The 17,218-nt window shown below is 38.6% G+C and carries 13 protein-coding genes and 1 riboswitch; of the genes, 10 read left to right on the forward strand and 3 right to left on the reverse strand.

The window, feature by feature from the left end:
• Positions 1-4: 4 nt before the first annotated feature.
• Positions 5-568: a Crp/Fnr family transcriptional regulator gene (locus tag I6J02_RS21340; protein ID WP_201679772.1), complete on the reverse strand. Its 564-nt coding sequence runs from the start codon at positions 566-568 to the stop codon at positions 5-7.
• Between the two features lie 74 nt (positions 569-642).
• On the opposite strand from I6J02_RS21340, the gene I6J02_RS21345 reads away from it, so the two are divergent.
• From I6J02_RS21345 to I6J02_RS21355, 3 genes are all read left to right on the forward strand, one after another.
• The gene (locus tag I6J02_RS21345) at positions 643-1,335 is read left to right on the forward strand and encodes an HAD family hydrolase (protein WP_201679773.1); all 693 of its coding nucleotides are present in this window, start codon (positions 643-645) and stop codon (positions 1,333-1,335) included.
• Between the two features lie 128 nt (positions 1,336-1,463).
• Complete coding sequence (locus tag I6J02_RS21350) at positions 1,464-3,071, forward strand: serine hydrolase (RefSeq protein ID WP_201679774.1); 1,608 nt, start codon at positions 1,464-1,466, stop codon at positions 3,069-3,071.
• 272 nt (positions 3,072-3,343) lie between these two features.
• On the forward strand, positions 3,344-6,328 hold the full coding sequence (locus I6J02_RS21355) for a hypothetical protein (RefSeq protein ID WP_201679775.1): 2,985 nt from the start codon (positions 3,344-3,346) through the stop codon (positions 6,326-6,328).
• Positions 6,329-6,337: 9 nt separating this feature from the next.
• Here I6J02_RS21355 and I6J02_RS21360 read toward each other — a convergent pair whose 3' ends face one another.
• Positions 6,338-6,868 carry a GtrA family protein gene (locus I6J02_RS21360; RefSeq protein ID WP_201679776.1) on the reverse strand — a complete coding sequence of 177 codons (531 nt, stop codon included), beginning with the start codon at positions 6,866-6,868 and terminating at the stop codon, positions 6,338-6,340.
• A gap of 151 nt (positions 6,869-7,019) precedes the next feature.
• Positions 7,020-7,113: riboswitch (TPP riboswitch) on the forward strand.
• An 83-nt stretch (positions 7,114-7,196) separates the two neighbouring features.
• Between I6J02_RS21360 and thiM the strand changes: the two genes are divergently transcribed.
• From thiM to tenA, 4 genes are read left to right on the forward strand one after another with little or no spacing between them, the layout of a single operon-like run.
• Positions 7,197-7,982, forward strand: coding sequence for a hydroxyethylthiazole kinase (gene thiM, locus I6J02_RS21365; RefSeq protein WP_201679777.1), 786 nt, complete (start codon positions 7,197-7,199; stop codon positions 7,980-7,982).
• On the forward strand, positions 7,982-8,620 hold the full coding sequence (gene thiE, locus I6J02_RS21370; protein ID WP_201679778.1) for a thiamine phosphate synthase: 639 nt from the start codon (positions 7,982-7,984) through the stop codon (positions 8,618-8,620). Before thiM ends, thiE begins: the two co-directional genes overlap by 1 nt.
• Positions 8,617-9,453 (forward strand): bifunctional hydroxymethylpyrimidine kinase/phosphomethylpyrimidine kinase, encoded by an 837-nt coding sequence (thiD, locus tag I6J02_RS21375; RefSeq protein ID WP_201679779.1) that lies wholly within the window; start codon positions 8,617-8,619, stop codon positions 9,451-9,453. The genes thiE and thiD overlap by 4 nt, the downstream gene beginning before the upstream one ends.
• The gene (gene tenA / locus I6J02_RS21380; protein WP_201679780.1) at positions 9,440-10,087 is read left to right on the forward strand and encodes a thiaminase II; all 648 of its coding nucleotides are present in this window, start codon (positions 9,440-9,442) and stop codon (positions 10,085-10,087) included. Before thiD ends, tenA begins: the two co-directional genes overlap by 14 nt.
• 84 nt (positions 10,088-10,171) lie before the next feature.
• Here tenA and I6J02_RS21385 read toward each other — a convergent pair whose 3' ends face one another.
• The gene (locus tag I6J02_RS21385; RefSeq protein WP_236582226.1) at positions 10,172-11,296 is read right to left on the reverse strand and encodes a cytochrome-c peroxidase; all 1,125 of its coding nucleotides are present in this window, start codon (positions 11,294-11,296) and stop codon (positions 10,172-10,174) included.
• 156 nt (positions 11,297-11,452) lie between these two features.
• Between I6J02_RS21385 and I6J02_RS21390 the strand changes: the two genes are divergently transcribed.
• Genes I6J02_RS21390 through I6J02_RS21400 form a run of 3 tightly spaced genes read left to right on the forward strand, consistent with a single transcriptional unit; the run spans position 11,453 to position 17,179 of the window.
• Positions 11,453-14,239 (forward strand): TonB-dependent receptor, encoded by a 2,787-nt coding sequence (locus tag I6J02_RS21390; RefSeq protein ID WP_201679782.1) that lies wholly within the window; start codon positions 11,453-11,455, stop codon positions 14,237-14,239.
• 17 nt (positions 14,240-14,256) lie between these two features.
• Positions 14,257-15,570, forward strand: coding sequence for a DUF4876 domain-containing protein (locus I6J02_RS21395; protein WP_201679783.1), 1,314 nt, complete (start codon positions 14,257-14,259; stop codon positions 15,568-15,570).
• A 52-nt stretch (positions 15,571-15,622) separates the two neighbouring features.
• Positions 15,623-17,179 carry a DUF6850 family outer membrane beta-barrel protein gene (locus I6J02_RS21400; RefSeq protein WP_201679784.1) on the forward strand — a complete coding sequence of 519 codons (1,557 nt, stop codon included), beginning with the start codon at positions 15,623-15,625 and terminating at the stop codon, positions 17,177-17,179.
• Positions 17,180-17,218 lie beyond the last annotated feature (39 nt).

A 17,218-nucleotide genomic window follows, 5' to 3' on the forward strand; every position in this document is an offset into this window, starting at 1 on the left:
ATACTTATTTCAGACTCTTCAACGTTCTGTTCAGACTTCGTATGGTAATACCCAGATAAGCGGCCATATCTTCTTTGGAGATATCCAGCTGCTGATCTGCCTGCAGCTGCAACAATTTGGAAAGATTGTATTCGACCGTATATAATTGCTGGAATGAAGCCCTGCTGCTGGTATTCACGATACGGCTGGAAAAGGATTCCATAAGTAACCGGTTAAATACAATATCTTTTTCCAGCAGCATTCTAAAATAAGGTACGGCAATAGAAAAAGCTTCTGTTTCAGCGAGTACCTCTATACTGCACAAACAATTGATACGGCTGATAACCTCTACTTCACCCAGTATTTCTCCTTTTCCTAAAAATTCAACGACGAACTCCTTACCGTTCTCCTCCCGGAAATAACACTTTGTAATACCCTCATTCACAATAAACAGTCTGGACAATGGATCACCTTGCTGCAACAGCAATTCTCCCTTTTCAAATTTCCGCAGTATAATATCTTCCTTACGATCTTGACGATTATAAAGACTGCTGATATAGGATAAAAGATCCAGATTAGTTCGTAACATAGGGCTTGGGACAAATGTCCTTTTTTGAAATTATTTATATGTGCAACTTCGCAAGTGAAAAGTAAAGATTAAACATGAAAAATCAAATACAGGTTATCGCTTTTGATGCAGATGACACCCTTTGGGTCAATGAACCCTATTTTCAGGAAACGGAAAGAGAATTTTGTAATCTTCTGCAAGACTACCTGCCTCACCATAGCATCTCACAGGAGCTCTTTCGTACAGAAATGAAAAACCTGCACCTCTATGGGTATGGCGTCAAGGGATTTATGCTATGTATGATTGAGACCATCACACGCGTATCACAGGGAACGGCATCTTTTAGCCTTATAGAGAAAGCAATCGCATTAGGTCAGGATCTTTTACAAAGACCCATTGAGCTGTTACCCGGAGTAGAAGAAACTCTTCAGCAACTGCAGGGCAGGTACAAACTGGTCATGGCGACCAAAGGAGATTTGCTGGATCAGGAACGTAAATTAAAAAAATCAGGACTGGAAAATTATTTCCATCATATTGAGATCATGAGCGACAAACAGATCCCTGATTATCAGAAACTCCTGAAACATCTGGATTGTCAGCCCCAACAGTTTCTGATGCTGGGCAATTCGATCAAATCGGATATCCTTCCGGTACTGGAGATCGGAGGACATGCGGCACATATTCCCTATCATGTCACCTGGACGCATGAACAGCATGAACATCGCCTCGAGCATCCTCAGTTTGTTGAATTAAGCTGTCTGGAAGATATACTTCCACATGTTTCTTAGGAAAATCAGGAAAAGAAAGGGATTGGAAATGATCCGGTCTTGGTTATGATCAACCCATATCCAGATGAAGTATTTTTCATATATTAGTATAAGCAAAAATTACAGTTGCAGGCTTTTATAATTCTACTATGAAAAACATTCTGATCCCTTTTATATTAATACTTGGTATTCAGGTACAATTGTATGGTCAAAAAAGCAAGCGTATAGATGAGCTTCTCACCCACTATGAAAAAGCCTCCCAATTTAACGGAACCGTTTTGATAGCAGAAAAGGGAAATATAATTTTCGAAAAAAGTTATGGCTATAAAAACGGTCCGAAAAGGGAAAAGAACAGCAATAACAGTATCTATACGATTTATTCTACAACTAAAATATTCACATCAACTGTTATTCTCAAATTAGCAGAACAAGGTAAACTTTCTTTATCGGACAAGCTCTCCAAATATTTCCCTGGATTGCCGGAAGGAGATCAGATAAATATTGAAAATCTGCTGAATCATACTTCCGGAATACCGGGCGCTGATGATGCTGACTATACGATCAATGAAGAGACATTTTTACCTTTTATTTCCGGTAAAAAACTTGATTTCCCACCCAATACCGGTTGGAATTATTCCAACTCCAACTATTATCTGCTAGGCTATATCATCAGGAAAGTCAGTGGAATGGATTATGACAAAGCGATAAGCACCTATATTTTCAAACCGCTGCAGATGACTAATAGCGGATTTGACTTAAAAACGCTGCACAACGAGAACAAAACAATGGGATATGAATTCTTATCGGATAAACATTCCAATGAAGCCTTACGCTTTAAAACGGCACATCCTTTCGGTGCCGGAGCCATGTACTCTACTGTAGAAGATCTGTGGAAGTTCAACAGGGGCATGAAAAACAATAAAATTCTCAAGCAAGCTACTCTGGAAAAGGCACAGATACCTTATCAGGACAAACGTTATGGCCTCGGTTATGAAATTGACTCCCTGTACGGTAAAAAAAGAATAGGTCACAGCGGTGGTGGTCCCGGCTACAGATGCAGATATTTTAATCTTCCCGAAGATGATATTACCGTTATCCTCCTCTGTAATGCGGAAATGAATCCAGTGGATTTCATAACGAGTAAAATCACTTCTATTCTATATAATAAACCTTACGAGATCCCGCAAAATGCGCCTGTATCGGATGACTCTTTGCAAAAACTGGAAGGCATCTATTCTTCAAAAGATCATGACTTCTGTGTTAAGATTATAGACGGACTGGTTATATTCAATGAGCGGAATTATCCCCGCAATCAACTTTTCCCGATATCCGCGAATAAATTCCAGTTGAATGACAATTTTACATTTACGTTCAAACCCACTCCTACAGGGGACATTGATTCCCTGATCATCAACTTTCCGAACGGGAATACAATAGGTGGTAAAAAAGTAAGCAACACTTTTGTCTGGGGAATAGCAGGCTCCGCTACTCCGAACGGATCGGAAGGCCAGGATATTCCTTTGGACAGAGATCCAGACAAACCCAATATCTACTACCTGAATAATTACAAACTGAATACAGGCGATCTGAGATTCCGCCTTAATAATGACCCGACCAACAGCTATGCACTGAATAATACGGGAAAACTTACCTATAACGGTTATAATATCAAAATTCAGGAAGGAGTATATGATATTGTACTGGATATGACAGATCAGGTTTCGCCCAGTTATAGTATAACTAAATCAGTAAAATAAGGTTACAATAAGTAAGTTTTATCTTCTTCCTTTTTTCATAAAATCCTCCTGATAACAAATTAACAATTCTAAGTATAAGCTATCCTTCTGTATATGCTCGAAAGAGGGATAAAAGCAAGCAAAAATTACCATCTGATTAAGACAACTTATAATTAAATATTAATAAAAATTTAATTTGTAAATTAAACAAAACAACCTTACCTTAGAAATACAATTATTAACAATGCTCTTTCTTCAACAGAGCGAAATTATTTAACTTGAATTTATTAGTTATGAACAGGTCCATTTGCTTAGCGGTGCTCTTTCTCATTTTTTGTGCGCATACATTCGCCCAATCTTCCGGAACTGGTAAAGAGAGTCATTCAAATACTGCTGATATATCTCCATCTGCAGCAAATGAACTTCCATTATATAATTTATTCTATTTAAGTAAGTTTATAACAAGTAAAAATTCAGAGTCAAAGGATCGTATATACAATGCTTTAAGGCAACAAATTGGGAAAGAAAATATACAGAATTTATTAAAAGATAGCCCATATATAAATGTAAAAACATTTCTCACTGAATATGAAAACAGCATTACCATTGGAATACTTGAAAACTTAACAAAGAACAAAACTGAAATCTCTTTAGACAGTTTAAAAAAGCAAAAAGATACACTGGATAATTTGATAAATCTTGACATTCAGATCAACAATAGAATTTCTGACCTGGATGCTCTGGAAAAAGTTTTAAAAAATATAGATAAAGATAGTTTGAAAAAGGATACGTCAAATAATTTTCTTCTGGAACAACATCAGAAAGTAAATAAAAACAGACTTATTATCGATGGAATTAAATTAAACGACCTTTGTAATGAATCCCTTTTAACGAATCCGGATTCCCTCTCCTCTTTTCTAAATTGTCTTATAAAAAACACTAGTAATGAAAAAACAGAATTAAAAAACTATAAAGAAAACACGCTTAAAACACATATAAGTAATAAAGAAATAGCATTCAAACAACTGTTGCAAAGGCAAACAAATAAAATTCTTGAAAATCAAACAGAATCCAGAGACATAAAATTTTATTTTGAGAATCTTATAGAAACAAAAAATAACCAAAATACCCAAATCTCTATTATAACAGACTCTCAAAATGCACAACAGAGCCTGTCTTACAGTGGACTTAGTATCCCCAGTCAATCGCAGATGATTGAGGCTATGGCTATTTTTCTAGCCAAAAGAGCAAAACAGGAAGCCGCAATCTGGTTTATGGATCAGTTGCGTGAACGAGTCAAAAATCCCCTTATTTATGACACTTTTCCCGAAACAATTGCTCTTCTGGATAATCTGGAAGAATACCATACCGCCAATTTTGGTAAATCATGGCGATATGCAATCGCCAGTGATTTTGTAAAAATGCCCAAAAATCTGGTTAACGGCAATTGGATAAAACAAACCTTACCGGCTGATAAACAAAAAGACCTGAAAATCGCGGTGGATTTTGGATATGATCTCAATAGTCTGATTATGGAACGATATAACTACAGAGACATTATCCGGAATTTTTATCTGAATCCGCAATACGCTAAAAATAACGAGACAGAATTATCCAAATCTTTACGCAAATCTTTTGTCGTCCTCTATATAGCAACGAACGAGCTCTTCACCCTGCATACAGTAGACAACAAACCCACCTATCGCCTCTTATCCTATGAGGAGCTAAAAACGCTGGATCAGAATCAATGGAATACATTCATAGAATTATTAAAATTAAAGTATGGCTCAGAGTTTTCTGATCTGTATACGAAAATGGGAGATCAGGCAAAAGATTATCAAAATATTACCAAATGGATCAGTAACCTGCTGATATCGCTCAATCAGTTTGATAAGATCAACCAGGAGCAGCAGCAATTGCTGAAATCGGATAAATCTGATAATACAGGACAATCCCTTACCAGTATCTGGAAAGTATTGAATCAGGTCATCAAAGGCATAGATATTGCGCCTTACACCGGTGCAGTAAGCAATTCTCCAATGAGTCAACACCTAAAAAGTGTTCAGCATATACTTGGTATAATAGAAGATATCCAGCAGAAGAACTTTACAGCCGCTACGCAGAAAACTCTAAAACTTGCAGATCAATTTTATGGAAATAAATATGAATCAGCAGATTTAAATAAGATATCTTTGAATATCAAGGATAATTTATTGATCCTTAAATCCGGAAGCGAAAAGGAAATTTTCAAAACACAATTCACTTTACCGGGGATAAATCAACTAACTGTGCAACAAACAAAAGATGCACTAGAAGTTAAATATTGGAAGACCAATAATTCCGCCCCCATAATTCTTACCCAAAAAGAACTGGAACAAATAAACAGAATAGCATTAATAACCGGGCATCTGAATGAAAAGGACAGAAAAAAAGTATTAAAGGAGTTTTCAGACACAAGCAAAACCCTAATTAACGAGCTTATAAACAACACATTAAAAGAAAAGAAGTTTAAGTTTTTCGAGATCATCTCCTTCTATGAAAAGATCACTTCGCAATCAGATTTACAAGGAGTACAAAAAAGCATTTCGGCGTATTCAAACTTGCTTAACCCGCAAAATTTAAATGATTTAAAAGCATTATTAATATCAGGTGACAGCTCACAATTCGGAAGTACCTATCTCCATAAATATGGAGAACAGTTACTCAAACTCACCAGCTTCTTCGGTGATGTAATGGCGACTCAGGATGCCAATGCATTAGCGCAGGTAATCGAATCGTATGCACTCCCTCCTACCTCTTATAAGCTAAAACAAAAAATGAAAACATCTGTAGATCTTAATGCATATGTAGGTGCTTTCGGAGGAAAACTGGTTACCCACAAATATGCTTCTCTAAGTAAGCAGTTTACAGGTGGTATCACAGCTCCTATAGGAATAACATATAAAAACAATGGCTGGTTTAAACATATCAACCTCCATGCACAACTTCTTGATCTTGGTAATATTGTCAACCATTATTTAGTTACACCGGATTCAGCTTATAATAAGGAAGTTCATTTCACAGAGGTATTCAGTCCGGGTTTAAATCTTTTATACAGCATCAAAAATACACCATTAGTGATTTTTGCAGGAGGAAAAGGAATTCCGCTCAAATCTTATTATGATGAGACACTGAACACAAAAATGAATACCCGGGTTATAGATGCATGGGTCTTTAGCCTGGGCTTAAAACTGGATATTCCTCTGCTGAATCTGTATTCCAGAGAAAAAAGACAGTAAGGGTAATACCTAATATTGATGCTCAGCGATCAGCCTTTTCTTTCCTCTGAAAGAAAAGGTTTTTTGTAAGGTATAACTTACTACAGTTACGATCACAGTTGTCAGCATTGCGGAAGGAGTAGGATAAATATGAAACTCCTCTACAAACAATTTGATCAACCAGTAATTCAGCAAGATACAGAGAAGTACCACCAGAAAATAACGAAAAAGATGTATCCGTTTTCGTCTGTTGGCTTCCTGAAAAACAACATACATATTCAGATAAAAGCCAATCGGAAAGCTAATAGCAAATGCGATAATAAAAGCAAAGATATGCGGGCTGACTGCAATATGATTATTGATTTGTACGATTTGTTTTTGCAGAATGAAGTTGTAGGAAATAAAGTAAATAAAAATATTCAATGCCGATACACTCCCTCCGCAAAAGCCATATTTAAAAGTTTTGGCCGGAATAAAACGAAAAAAAGACTGATGCAGCTTATCAAGTAACAGTATACTATTTTTCTTAAAAGTGGTATGGATACGTTTTATTAAATACATGGATAGACAAAGATACTTTTTGTACCTAGAAAAAGTAAATTATTATGGTGAGGAATCAAGCAACCGCCCCCCTACTACAATCCTTAGCTATACAAATTCAATGACAAAGATTGTTGCTTCTTGCTTTCCCTCCGGATATTTACTACCTTAGTACTGGCTTTAGGGGTATTCTGAAAAAGAATTGAGACAGTCCCTTCGAACCTGATCCGGCTTACACCGGCGTAGGGAAAAGCGCATAAGACTGATTATAGTCTTATCCTATCTGCTTCCATTCGGAAATTTCCTCAAGCCATTTTTATAGTATTCATCACATTGAAACAAAATTAAAATGCTCTGGAAACACATTCTCGAAGTACGCAAACAAGCTCCGCTCGTACATAATATCACCAATTACGTTGTCATGAACAATACAGCCAATGCGTTGCTGGCTATCGGTGCATCTCCTATTATGGCACATGCACACAGCGAAGTCAAGGATATGATCAGTATCTGCCAATCTCTGGTCATCAATATCGGCACATTGGATGAATACAAAACGACTTCCATGAAACTGGCTATTGAAACTGCTATCGAATTGGAAAAACCCTGGATACTGGATCCCGTTGGTGCCGGAGCAACTCCTTACCGGGATCAGATACTGGCCGAACTGCTCCCTTACAGACCTGCCGTGATCCGCGGAAATGCATCCGAGATCATGGCACTGGCTAAGACCAATACCTCTCCTACAAAAGGTGTAGACAGCAGTAATCAAAGTGACGAAGCGCTTGAAGCCGCCAGACAATTACAACAATCCTTCGGCAGTGTAGTCTGCATCTCCGGAGAGACTGATATTATTGTCGGGGAAAACCGCATATACCGTATTGCTAACGGCCATCCGCTGATGACTCGGGTTACCGGACTAGGTTGCAGTGCAACAGCAGTGATTGGAGCATTTATAGGTGTAATAGAAGATAAAGCTGAGGCGACTGTTGCAGCGACAGCCTTGTTCAGTATTGCAGGAGAACTGGCACAACAGATCAGTACCGGACCGGGATCGCTGCAGGTCCACATACTGGACAAACTCTATAATATCACGGAGCAACAGTTTATCGATACTCTAAAGATTCAAAGCTGATGCAAATACATCCTGCTTTTCCCTATCCGCTCTATCTTGTCATCTCTGAGGCCGACTGTCAGGGAAAAGATATTCTTCATGTAGCTGAACAGGCTATACTCGGAGGGGTAGACATAATTCAGCTTCGGGAAAAGCATGCTTCCACCCGTGAATTTATTGAGAAGGCACTGCGATTGAAAGAAATCACAGAAAAGTATCATATCCCACTTATGATCAACGACAATTTAAGAGTGGCTATCGCAGTAGATGCATTTGGTATACATGTAGGCAACAGCGATACTCCACCTACTGTGATCCGTGACAAGTGGCCGGACTGCAGTTGCCTGGGCTATTCTATAGAATATCTGGATCAATTGGATAATCCCGAGACGGCTACGGCAGATTATCTGGGTATCAGTCCTGTATTCGTCACCGACACCAAAACAGACACCGTGACTGAATGGGGACTGGAAGGTATACAGCAGATCCGGCAACGAAGTGACAAACCACTGATTGCAATTGGCCATATGAATTCACAAAATATCTCTTCTGTTATGCAGGCAGGAGCTGATGCTATCGCTGTAGTATCTGCTATCTGTGCAGCGGCGAACCCGCAGCAGGCCGCATATGAACTTAAAAACAAGATTTTAACCTCATGAATACCAGATACAATTATATCCCCGTACTCAGTATTGCCGGATTTGATGGAAGTGGCGGTGCAGGCATACAAGCCGATATGAAGACTTTTTCAGCGCTCGGATGTTATGCCACCTCTGTCCTGACTGCACTACCGGTACAAAATACACAGGGAGTACGCAGCATTTATCCCATTCCTACCGCTGCCGTACAGGAACAGATACACACTATCCTGGATGATATCTTTCCAAAAGCCATAAAAATAGGAATGGTTCACACCTCTGAACTGGTTCACATTATAACAGACACTTTAGGCCACTATCCTTCTGTACCTGTCGTTTTTGATCCGGTCATGGTCGCTACAAGCGGACACAAGCTGATAGAAGAAAGCACTATCCGTACGCTTGTCGAACAACTCTTCCCAATCACAACAGTACTTACACCCAATATGGATGAAGCGGCTATATTAGCCGAAATGGACGTAAAAACGCTGGATGACATGTATATAGCCGGTGAAAAAATACTAAAACTTGGCTGTCAGTCGGTATTACTAAAAGGTGGTCATCTGCAAACTTCCATGCTCACCTCTCTTTTCTTCGATCAATCGGGATCAGTACAAACATTCGAATTTGAAAAATTCGAAACAAATAATACACATGGTTCGGGCTGCACCCTGTCTTCAGCTATCGCAAGTTATCTGGCCCGGGGAGAAAGCCTGTCTGAAGCTGTCAGACTCGGACAGGACTATGTCCACCAGGCAATTCTGAACGGTAAAGACGTACAGATCGGAAAAGGTAACGGCCCACTTAATCATTTTTTCAACCCTCAAAAGCTTATCAAACATGAACTGGTCTGAACAAGCCTGGAAAACAATCCAGCCGGTCTATACGAATATATTGCAGATGCCTTTTATTACTGAATTAAGGAATGGCACCTTAGCTGTTGAAAAGTTTCAGTTCTATATGGCACAGGATTCCGCTTATCTGGAACATTTCGGAAGAGCATTATCTCTTATCGGAGCACGTGCAGATCACATACAGGATGCTCTGGCATTTATGCGCTTCGGAGCCAATGCAATTATTGTTGAAAATGCCCTGCATGAGTCTTATTTTAAAGATTTTGGTGTTACGGAGCGCGGACAGATCCAGCCGGCATGTCATCACTACATTCACTTTTTGAAAAGCACCGCAGCATTGGATGCAGTCGAAGTAGGAATTGCCGCCTTACTTCCCTGTTTCTGGATTTACAAACAGGTAGGCGATTATATCTATACACATCAGCGACAGGAAAATAATCCTTATCAGAAATGGATAGACACCTATGCAGGTGAAGAATTCGGAGAAGAGGTCCGAAAAGCAATCGCTATATGTGACAGAGTAGCCACATCAGCAACTACAGACATCCGTCTAAAAATGACAGAGGCCTTTGTCACAGCTTCCCGACTGGAATTTGAGTTTTGGGAGGCAGCTTATCAGTTAAGAAAATGGTAAGAGCGTATTTTTAAGATACGCTCTTATACAAAATTGTATTCTGAGAATTTGTTTCAAATGGAGAAATAAACAAATCCGGATTGCCTAATCTCTGGGTAATTTATCCGGTCTGCGCATTTTATAGTCTGTAGCGGTAATTGCATTGAGGAATGCCGCTACGTCCTGTATCTCTTCTTTCGTCAGTTTTAAAGGTTTCATCAGCGGATCAGTCACCGGGTACATCGGATCTTTGGCCTTCTGCTCGGCAGTAGCACTATTCATCTGCATACCACTATTATACATATTCAGCAATCCTGTGATATCCCAAAATAATCCATTGTGCATCCAGGGGTTTGTACTCATTACATCCCGCAACGATGGTGTACGAAATTTACCTACATCATCCGGATTATGTGTTACATGATAACGTCCCAGATCTTCATACTTGCGTTTGTAATAAGTCAAACCGATATTATGAAAATCCTCATCTGTAAAATACTGCCCGTTATGGCAATTCATACAACGCGCTTTGGTTCGGAAAAGATGCAGACCACTGATTTCCTGATCCGAAAGATACTTATATTCGCCATCTAAAAACCGGTCAAACCGGCTTCTCCGGCTGGATATAGTATTCTGAAATGCTGCCAGAGACTGGGTAATCATATTGAAAGTAATAACATCTGTTCCGAAAGCCTTTTGAAACAGTTCACGGTAAGCTTTATACTGCTGCAGTTTGGCCGGAAGCTGAGAAGCATCCATTGCCATTTCATTATGTGCCTGGATCGGCCCCAGTACCTGCTCTTCTAATGTAGCGGCTCGTCCGTCCCAGAAAAAGGTCTTACGGGAATGTGCATTCAGAAGAGAAGGTGTATTACGGTTGCCACTCAGATGATCATGTCCTACAGGCACCTGTACTTTATCTGCCCATGAGGTCTGCGGATTGTGACAGGAACTACATGAGATCTGATTTGAGCCGGACAATATGGGATCGAAAAAAAGATTTTTACCCAGAATCACTTCCGGGCGTTCCATCATAGCAAAATATCCGGTATCAAAGTTAGGCAGAGATTTGAATTCTTCCCATTTCACCCCCGAATCTATAACAGGTCTCGGCCATTCTCCAACCGGACGCTGATATAAAGACCGTAAAGAATCCACTCCTATTTGTTCGTGTTGTGACTCAAATCCTTTAAAAGAAAGCAACACTACAAAACCAATTATTAAGCTCAAGATAATACCAATCCTCATTTTTCGACGTTTCTGGGCACAAAATTAACTTTTTTATTTAGATTTAGTATAAATAATTTGCAACTAATCTGTTTCTTTGCGTACTTTTGCCGTCTATTTAGATTAATTTAAAATAGAGGTTAACCCAAACTTTTCTGTATGTTTCGTTTTCTGCCTATATATTTATTCTTTGTGCTTGAGGTCACCTCCATTATAGGAACACCAAATAAATTGTACGCACAACAAAAGACAATAAAAGGTACTCTTACAGATGAACAATCCAAACCACTCGCTTTTGCCAATATACAGATTTTAGAAATTGGATTGGATACACGTTCTGATGAGAAAGGATCATACAGTATACAGTTAAACGGAGCAATCCCTTCCAGTTATACCATCCGGTTTTCATTCTTAGGAAAGAAGACCATTGAACGGGAGTATAACTTCAATAACATGAGTACAATTCCTCCAGTTACTCTATATAACAATAGTCTGGCTTTAGAGGAAGTATCTGTGCAAGCTACTAAAGGATCTCAGAGTAATTCCTCTCTCCTCATTGACAGAGATATGATTGAGCGGTATCCATCGTTGAGTCTGAACGATCTGCTCAACTTGCTCCCTAATAGAAAAGTCTCTGCCCCATCTGTTCAGGAGATGCAGAACATAACTTTAAGAGGAGCATTTGAAGAGACTTCAGGCCGATTTAGAAATGTGCACGGGATGAGCAATGCTTTCGGTGTCGCCATTATTATGGATGATATTGCGATGAGTAACAATGCAAATATGCAAAGTAGGAATCCAGGTATTTTTGGATTGAGCGGTTCTAACCTCGCGGTATCGCAATCTGAATACAACCTGACCGGAAATCGGGCTGCTACGGCAAACAGCTACAGTGGAGAGAGCAGTTTTGGAGGAATAGATTTAAGGCAAATTCCGACAGAGAATATCGAACGTATAGAAGTTATCTCCGGTGTAGCTCCGGTACGCTATGGAGATATATCTGATGGAGCAATTATTATTGAGAGACAAGCGGGTAAAACTCCAGCGTTTGTTCGTCTTCAAAGCAGAAATAATGCGACCTCATATGGTTTTTCCAAAGGATTCAGTCTGAGTCCTGCTTTAGGTGATCTAAATGTAGACATGGGATATGTCAATTCCTTTGCAGACAACCGCGATAAGATCAAACAGTATCGCAGAATTAACGGTACTGTAATCTGGACAACCAGATTCGGGAATAAAAAACAGTGGAAACATACTCTGCAGGGTACATACAACAAAGTGCTGGATGGAGTAGCCAAAGATGAAGATGATACACAATCTACTATAGTAAAATATGGCAACTGGAACTTTAATGCATCAAGCAGGACCAGTTATCAGATTAATAACAGTTTTTTCAAACGTTTTGGATTAAATTTAGGCGTTAGCACAGCTCATCAGCAATCTTATAAAGAGTATTATTATAATGACGCTTTTGTCCTTTATACAGACACGTTACAAACTGGAATCGTAGAAGGAAATTACGATAAAGGTCAATATACTGCCGTTGATCATGTGGATGGAAGGCCCTTAAATCTAACCGGTAGATTAGAAACCAATGCCGTTTGGAAGATTGGAAACTTAACACACAACATCAATTTTGGTGTCAATGCGGATTATTCTATAAATAATGGAAAAGGAAGACTGGCTGATCCCAGCAGACCCAATAAAGGCCTAAGCCTTAATACAGAAAGGTATTACGACTTTTCTCTCCTTACGCCTGTAAAGAATTTAGGACTATATCTTGAAGATCAGTTCAAAGCATCCGTTTTTGGCAATCCGCTTGCTGTATCAGCCGGAGTAAGATGGGATACACAAAATGGTCACCAATCCTTTTCACCACGCACAAATATCAGTTACAGACCCAGCAAAGAACTACAGCTTGGCCTTGCTTATGGATTATCCTTTAAAGCACCGAGTCTCGCCCATCTCTATCCGGGACCGGTATTTACCGAATACCTGTTATTGAATGCATACAACGGAAAACAAGCTGAAAGTACATCAAGAATATATGTCCACCGGTATGATCCGCCAAGTGAACAATTAAAAGCTCAGTATTCGCAAACATTAGAAGGCTCAGCAATGTGGAATAAACACAACCACTCCGTTCGTGTAAATGCCTTTTTGAAGCAAAACAGAAATGGAATTAATACCATATCTAACCGTGAAAGATTAATGTTACCGGTCTATGAAGCAACTCCTGTCACAGGAAGCAAGCCATTAGTGGAAGTCGTTGGAGAAAAAGCCTATATGCTTAATAAAAGAACACTTCAAAATTCGCTAAGTACAGATAATTACGGGTTTGAAGTACTATACAGTTCTCCAAAGATTGAAGCACTCTACACATCTGTAAATATTGCAGGAGGTCTGACTAAAGCGACCTCAAAGAGTAATGCGAAATATGAAGAGAGTTTCAATACTTCAGGTTCTGATCCAAAGGATGTAACCCTCGGAATTTTTAATCCGCTTAAAAATAACAGCTACCTCAGCAACGCTCGTGTCGGCACAACAACACATTTTCCAAAACTACGTCTCATTATACAAATAATGGCTGACTTTCAACTCCTTAATTATTCCTCACTTACAGACATCCAATACTATCCGATAGCATACTACACCAGGGATCTAACCTACTATGAGGTTACAAAATATGACCCTCAAAACCCTGCACATCTCTATTTGTATGAACAAAGAGTAAAAAAAATGAAAGATTACAATAGTGAAAACGATGGTATCTTCTGCAATTTCAATCTTAGTATGGCTAAAGAAATCAATAAAAACTTACGTCTGTCTTTTAATGTATACAACTTCTTAGATTATCAGCCCAGATATTATATAGTTCAAAACACTACCGTGAAAACACCTAATTCTTCACCTAATTATGGCGCACAGATTACCTATAAATTTTAACACTATATTTTAATAACATGAAAAAAATACTTTACCTTTTCATCCTACTACTCCCGTTTGCGGCATGTAAAAAGGAAACTCCGGATGTTGCAACAATAGATGTTGATTTAAAGATCAATTACTCCAATACTGATTTTCAAAAAACCTTTCCTTTGAAAAATATTCAGATAACATTAAGAAATCTGTCTACAAATGTTGTCACAAAATATGTTGCAAACGGAGGTACTTTTCAGATTGCCGGATTAGCACCGGGATCATATGACATAGATGCATCTGTAACTATTCCCAGACAAGAATACACTACTCTTGCCGGAGAAGATCCCGGAACAGACATTACATTTAATGCATCCAATAAAAGAGTATCTCTGATTGACGCTACATCACTTGAATTTAATTTGATTGCCGGGCAGACAGGCTCATTTGTAATCAAACAAATCTACTATGCAGGATCAGATAACAAGGAAGGAGCGCTGTACAGAGATCAGTTTATAGAAATATACAACAATACAGATCAGGTTCTTTATGCTGACAGTCTTTATTTCGGTCGTTTGTATGGAAGACAGAGTACCAGAACGGCTACGACTCATATACAGGCCAATGGTCAGCATGACTGGAGTAAATCTCTTAACATGACTGTAGGAAATGCTGCTAATACAGATTATGTATATGGTCGTGATTTATTTATGGTTCCGGGAACAGGGAAAAATTATCCGGTACAGCCTGGTCAAAGCATTATTATTGCGCAAAACGCACTGAACCATAAAATTCCTTTTATAGGAGCAGATGGTAAAGAAGTTCCGATTAAAAAACCTGAATTAACAGTTGACCTGAGCGGTGCAAATTTTGAAGTATATTATGGTAAACTACCGAGTATAAACCCTTTACCATCCGATATTGACAATCCTTCCGTACCTAATGTTGATATTATCGACTATGAAGCGCGTGACTGGATCCTGGACAGTCCGGGAAGAGATTCTTATTTTATATTTAAAGGACAAACACGCCAGGCAGTAGAAGCACTGAAAAGCTACTATGAACCGACTTTATCAGCTCCGTCAGCAAGTGCAAAAACATACAGACAGATCCCATCAGCATGGTTAATGGATGCTGTAGAAGTTCAACCTAATCTACCAGATAGCCGTATACCTAAAAAATTACTTCCTGCATTTGATTCAGGATATACATTCGCAACAGACGGCTCTTATTCTTCACAATCTGTTATCCGCAAAACAGCGACTACTGTCTCAGGCCGGAGAGTATTGAAAGATACAAATAACTCAACAGAAGATTTTACAGTAATAAAAGCAAACCCAAGAGGATTTGCAGACTAATAACTGAGCGTGTCTTTTTACAAAGACACGCTTTCTATTCTTTTCTATTCAAATGAAAGCATACATAAAGTATTTCTATTTAGGCCTGATAGTTTTTCTTCCATCTCACAGAATTGTGGCTCAGCAATATCCTGTTATTGACAGTATATCCAACATTAGCTATTCCACACATTCGGTATATATGAGAAGTTATCAGATGGCTGCCCAAAACAGTGTATGGATGTCAAAAGAAGTAAAGAATAACTTTAATCAGATCCTGATTGCCGGCAACTATAATACCGGGGATTTTATTGCTTCACAGGATGCAACCAGGCTCAGAAAACTGCAAGTACAAACTGAAGGAAAAACAGAATGGAGAGGAACTCAGCTTTGGGGTAAATTTGCCTATTCCAAACAAATGGAAGACAGCACAAGATTAAGACATCAGACAAGGTGGAATGAGGACGCTCCTGTTTATTATGGTTCTTTAAAAAACAATTATTATGAGCGGGATACCTACAAGTTAGATGCAGGAATTCAGCATGTTTTTTTCAACAACCGTATTCCTGTGACATTAGATCTCGATTACCGGGTAGGAAATAATTTTTCAAACAATGATCCCAGAGGAGATGTCAAAGATCACAATTTCAATACCGCACTATCAGTAGGTTATCAAACTGAAAAATGGATCTACCATTTAAGAGGCTTGTACGGATATGGAAGAGAACGTGTAAATGTTGCATTTAAAAACAGTAAATACACTGAAAATACATCAGATCCGCTATACGTAAATTGGTTTATGAATGGATATGGAAATGCTATTGAACGTATTAAAGATATCAATTACAATAATGACCTCAAAAGACATGGTATCAGTGTCCATGTACGTCATCAGTTAAACAGAGAGCAGCGTCTTTATGTTAATCTTGCAACTATTCAGGAAGAACAATTTTTTAAACAATACAATATTTCAGTATTGACCTATATCCCAATGAATAAATATAAAAGGGATAGTTATACTGCTTCTGCATTGTGGATATTAGAAAAAGACCTGAATCATCAGACAGCTGTGGGATTAGAAGGAGGAATTATTGACGGGCGGGATTTTAACTACGATCTGATGAAGAATAATTATCTGTATCGTCAGGAATACGTAAAAGCAGATGCTACACAAGTATGGAGAAGCTATCAGTTCAATGGAATAATAGGCTATCAGTCTGAAGATAAAAAAGAAGGATTAACAGGTAATCACATCTCGATTTCCACAATGACTGCAGGATTGGGAACTAAAAAAACATTTAACTTAACGAGACTAACAGATTTAATTGGATCTCTGCGTATAAGACATAGGCTACCGATAGCGCAGGAATTACTTCTACCTGTCACCAATTCGGGTGTATTTGCCAAAACGTTAATATACCATGACTATCTGTACAATGCCTCCTCTTCAACTGAAGTTGGCACTTCATGGGGATTTAATATTAACAAAATTAAAAGTTCGGCATGGCGCTTCTCTTTTGATATTGACTACGAGATGAGAAATAAGTTACCAACTTATTCCTTTGATCCTCTTTCTGTACCTGGAAAAAACAGAACAAGGCTAGGTGCACAAATTGCTTATTTATTCTGATAATATTCAACAAAAAAAAGGATCTGCAGTTTGATTGCA

The organism is Sphingobacterium spiritivorum, assembly GCF_016725325.1.
Lineage (GTDB): Bacteria > Bacteroidota > Bacteroidia > Sphingobacteriales > Sphingobacteriaceae > Sphingobacterium.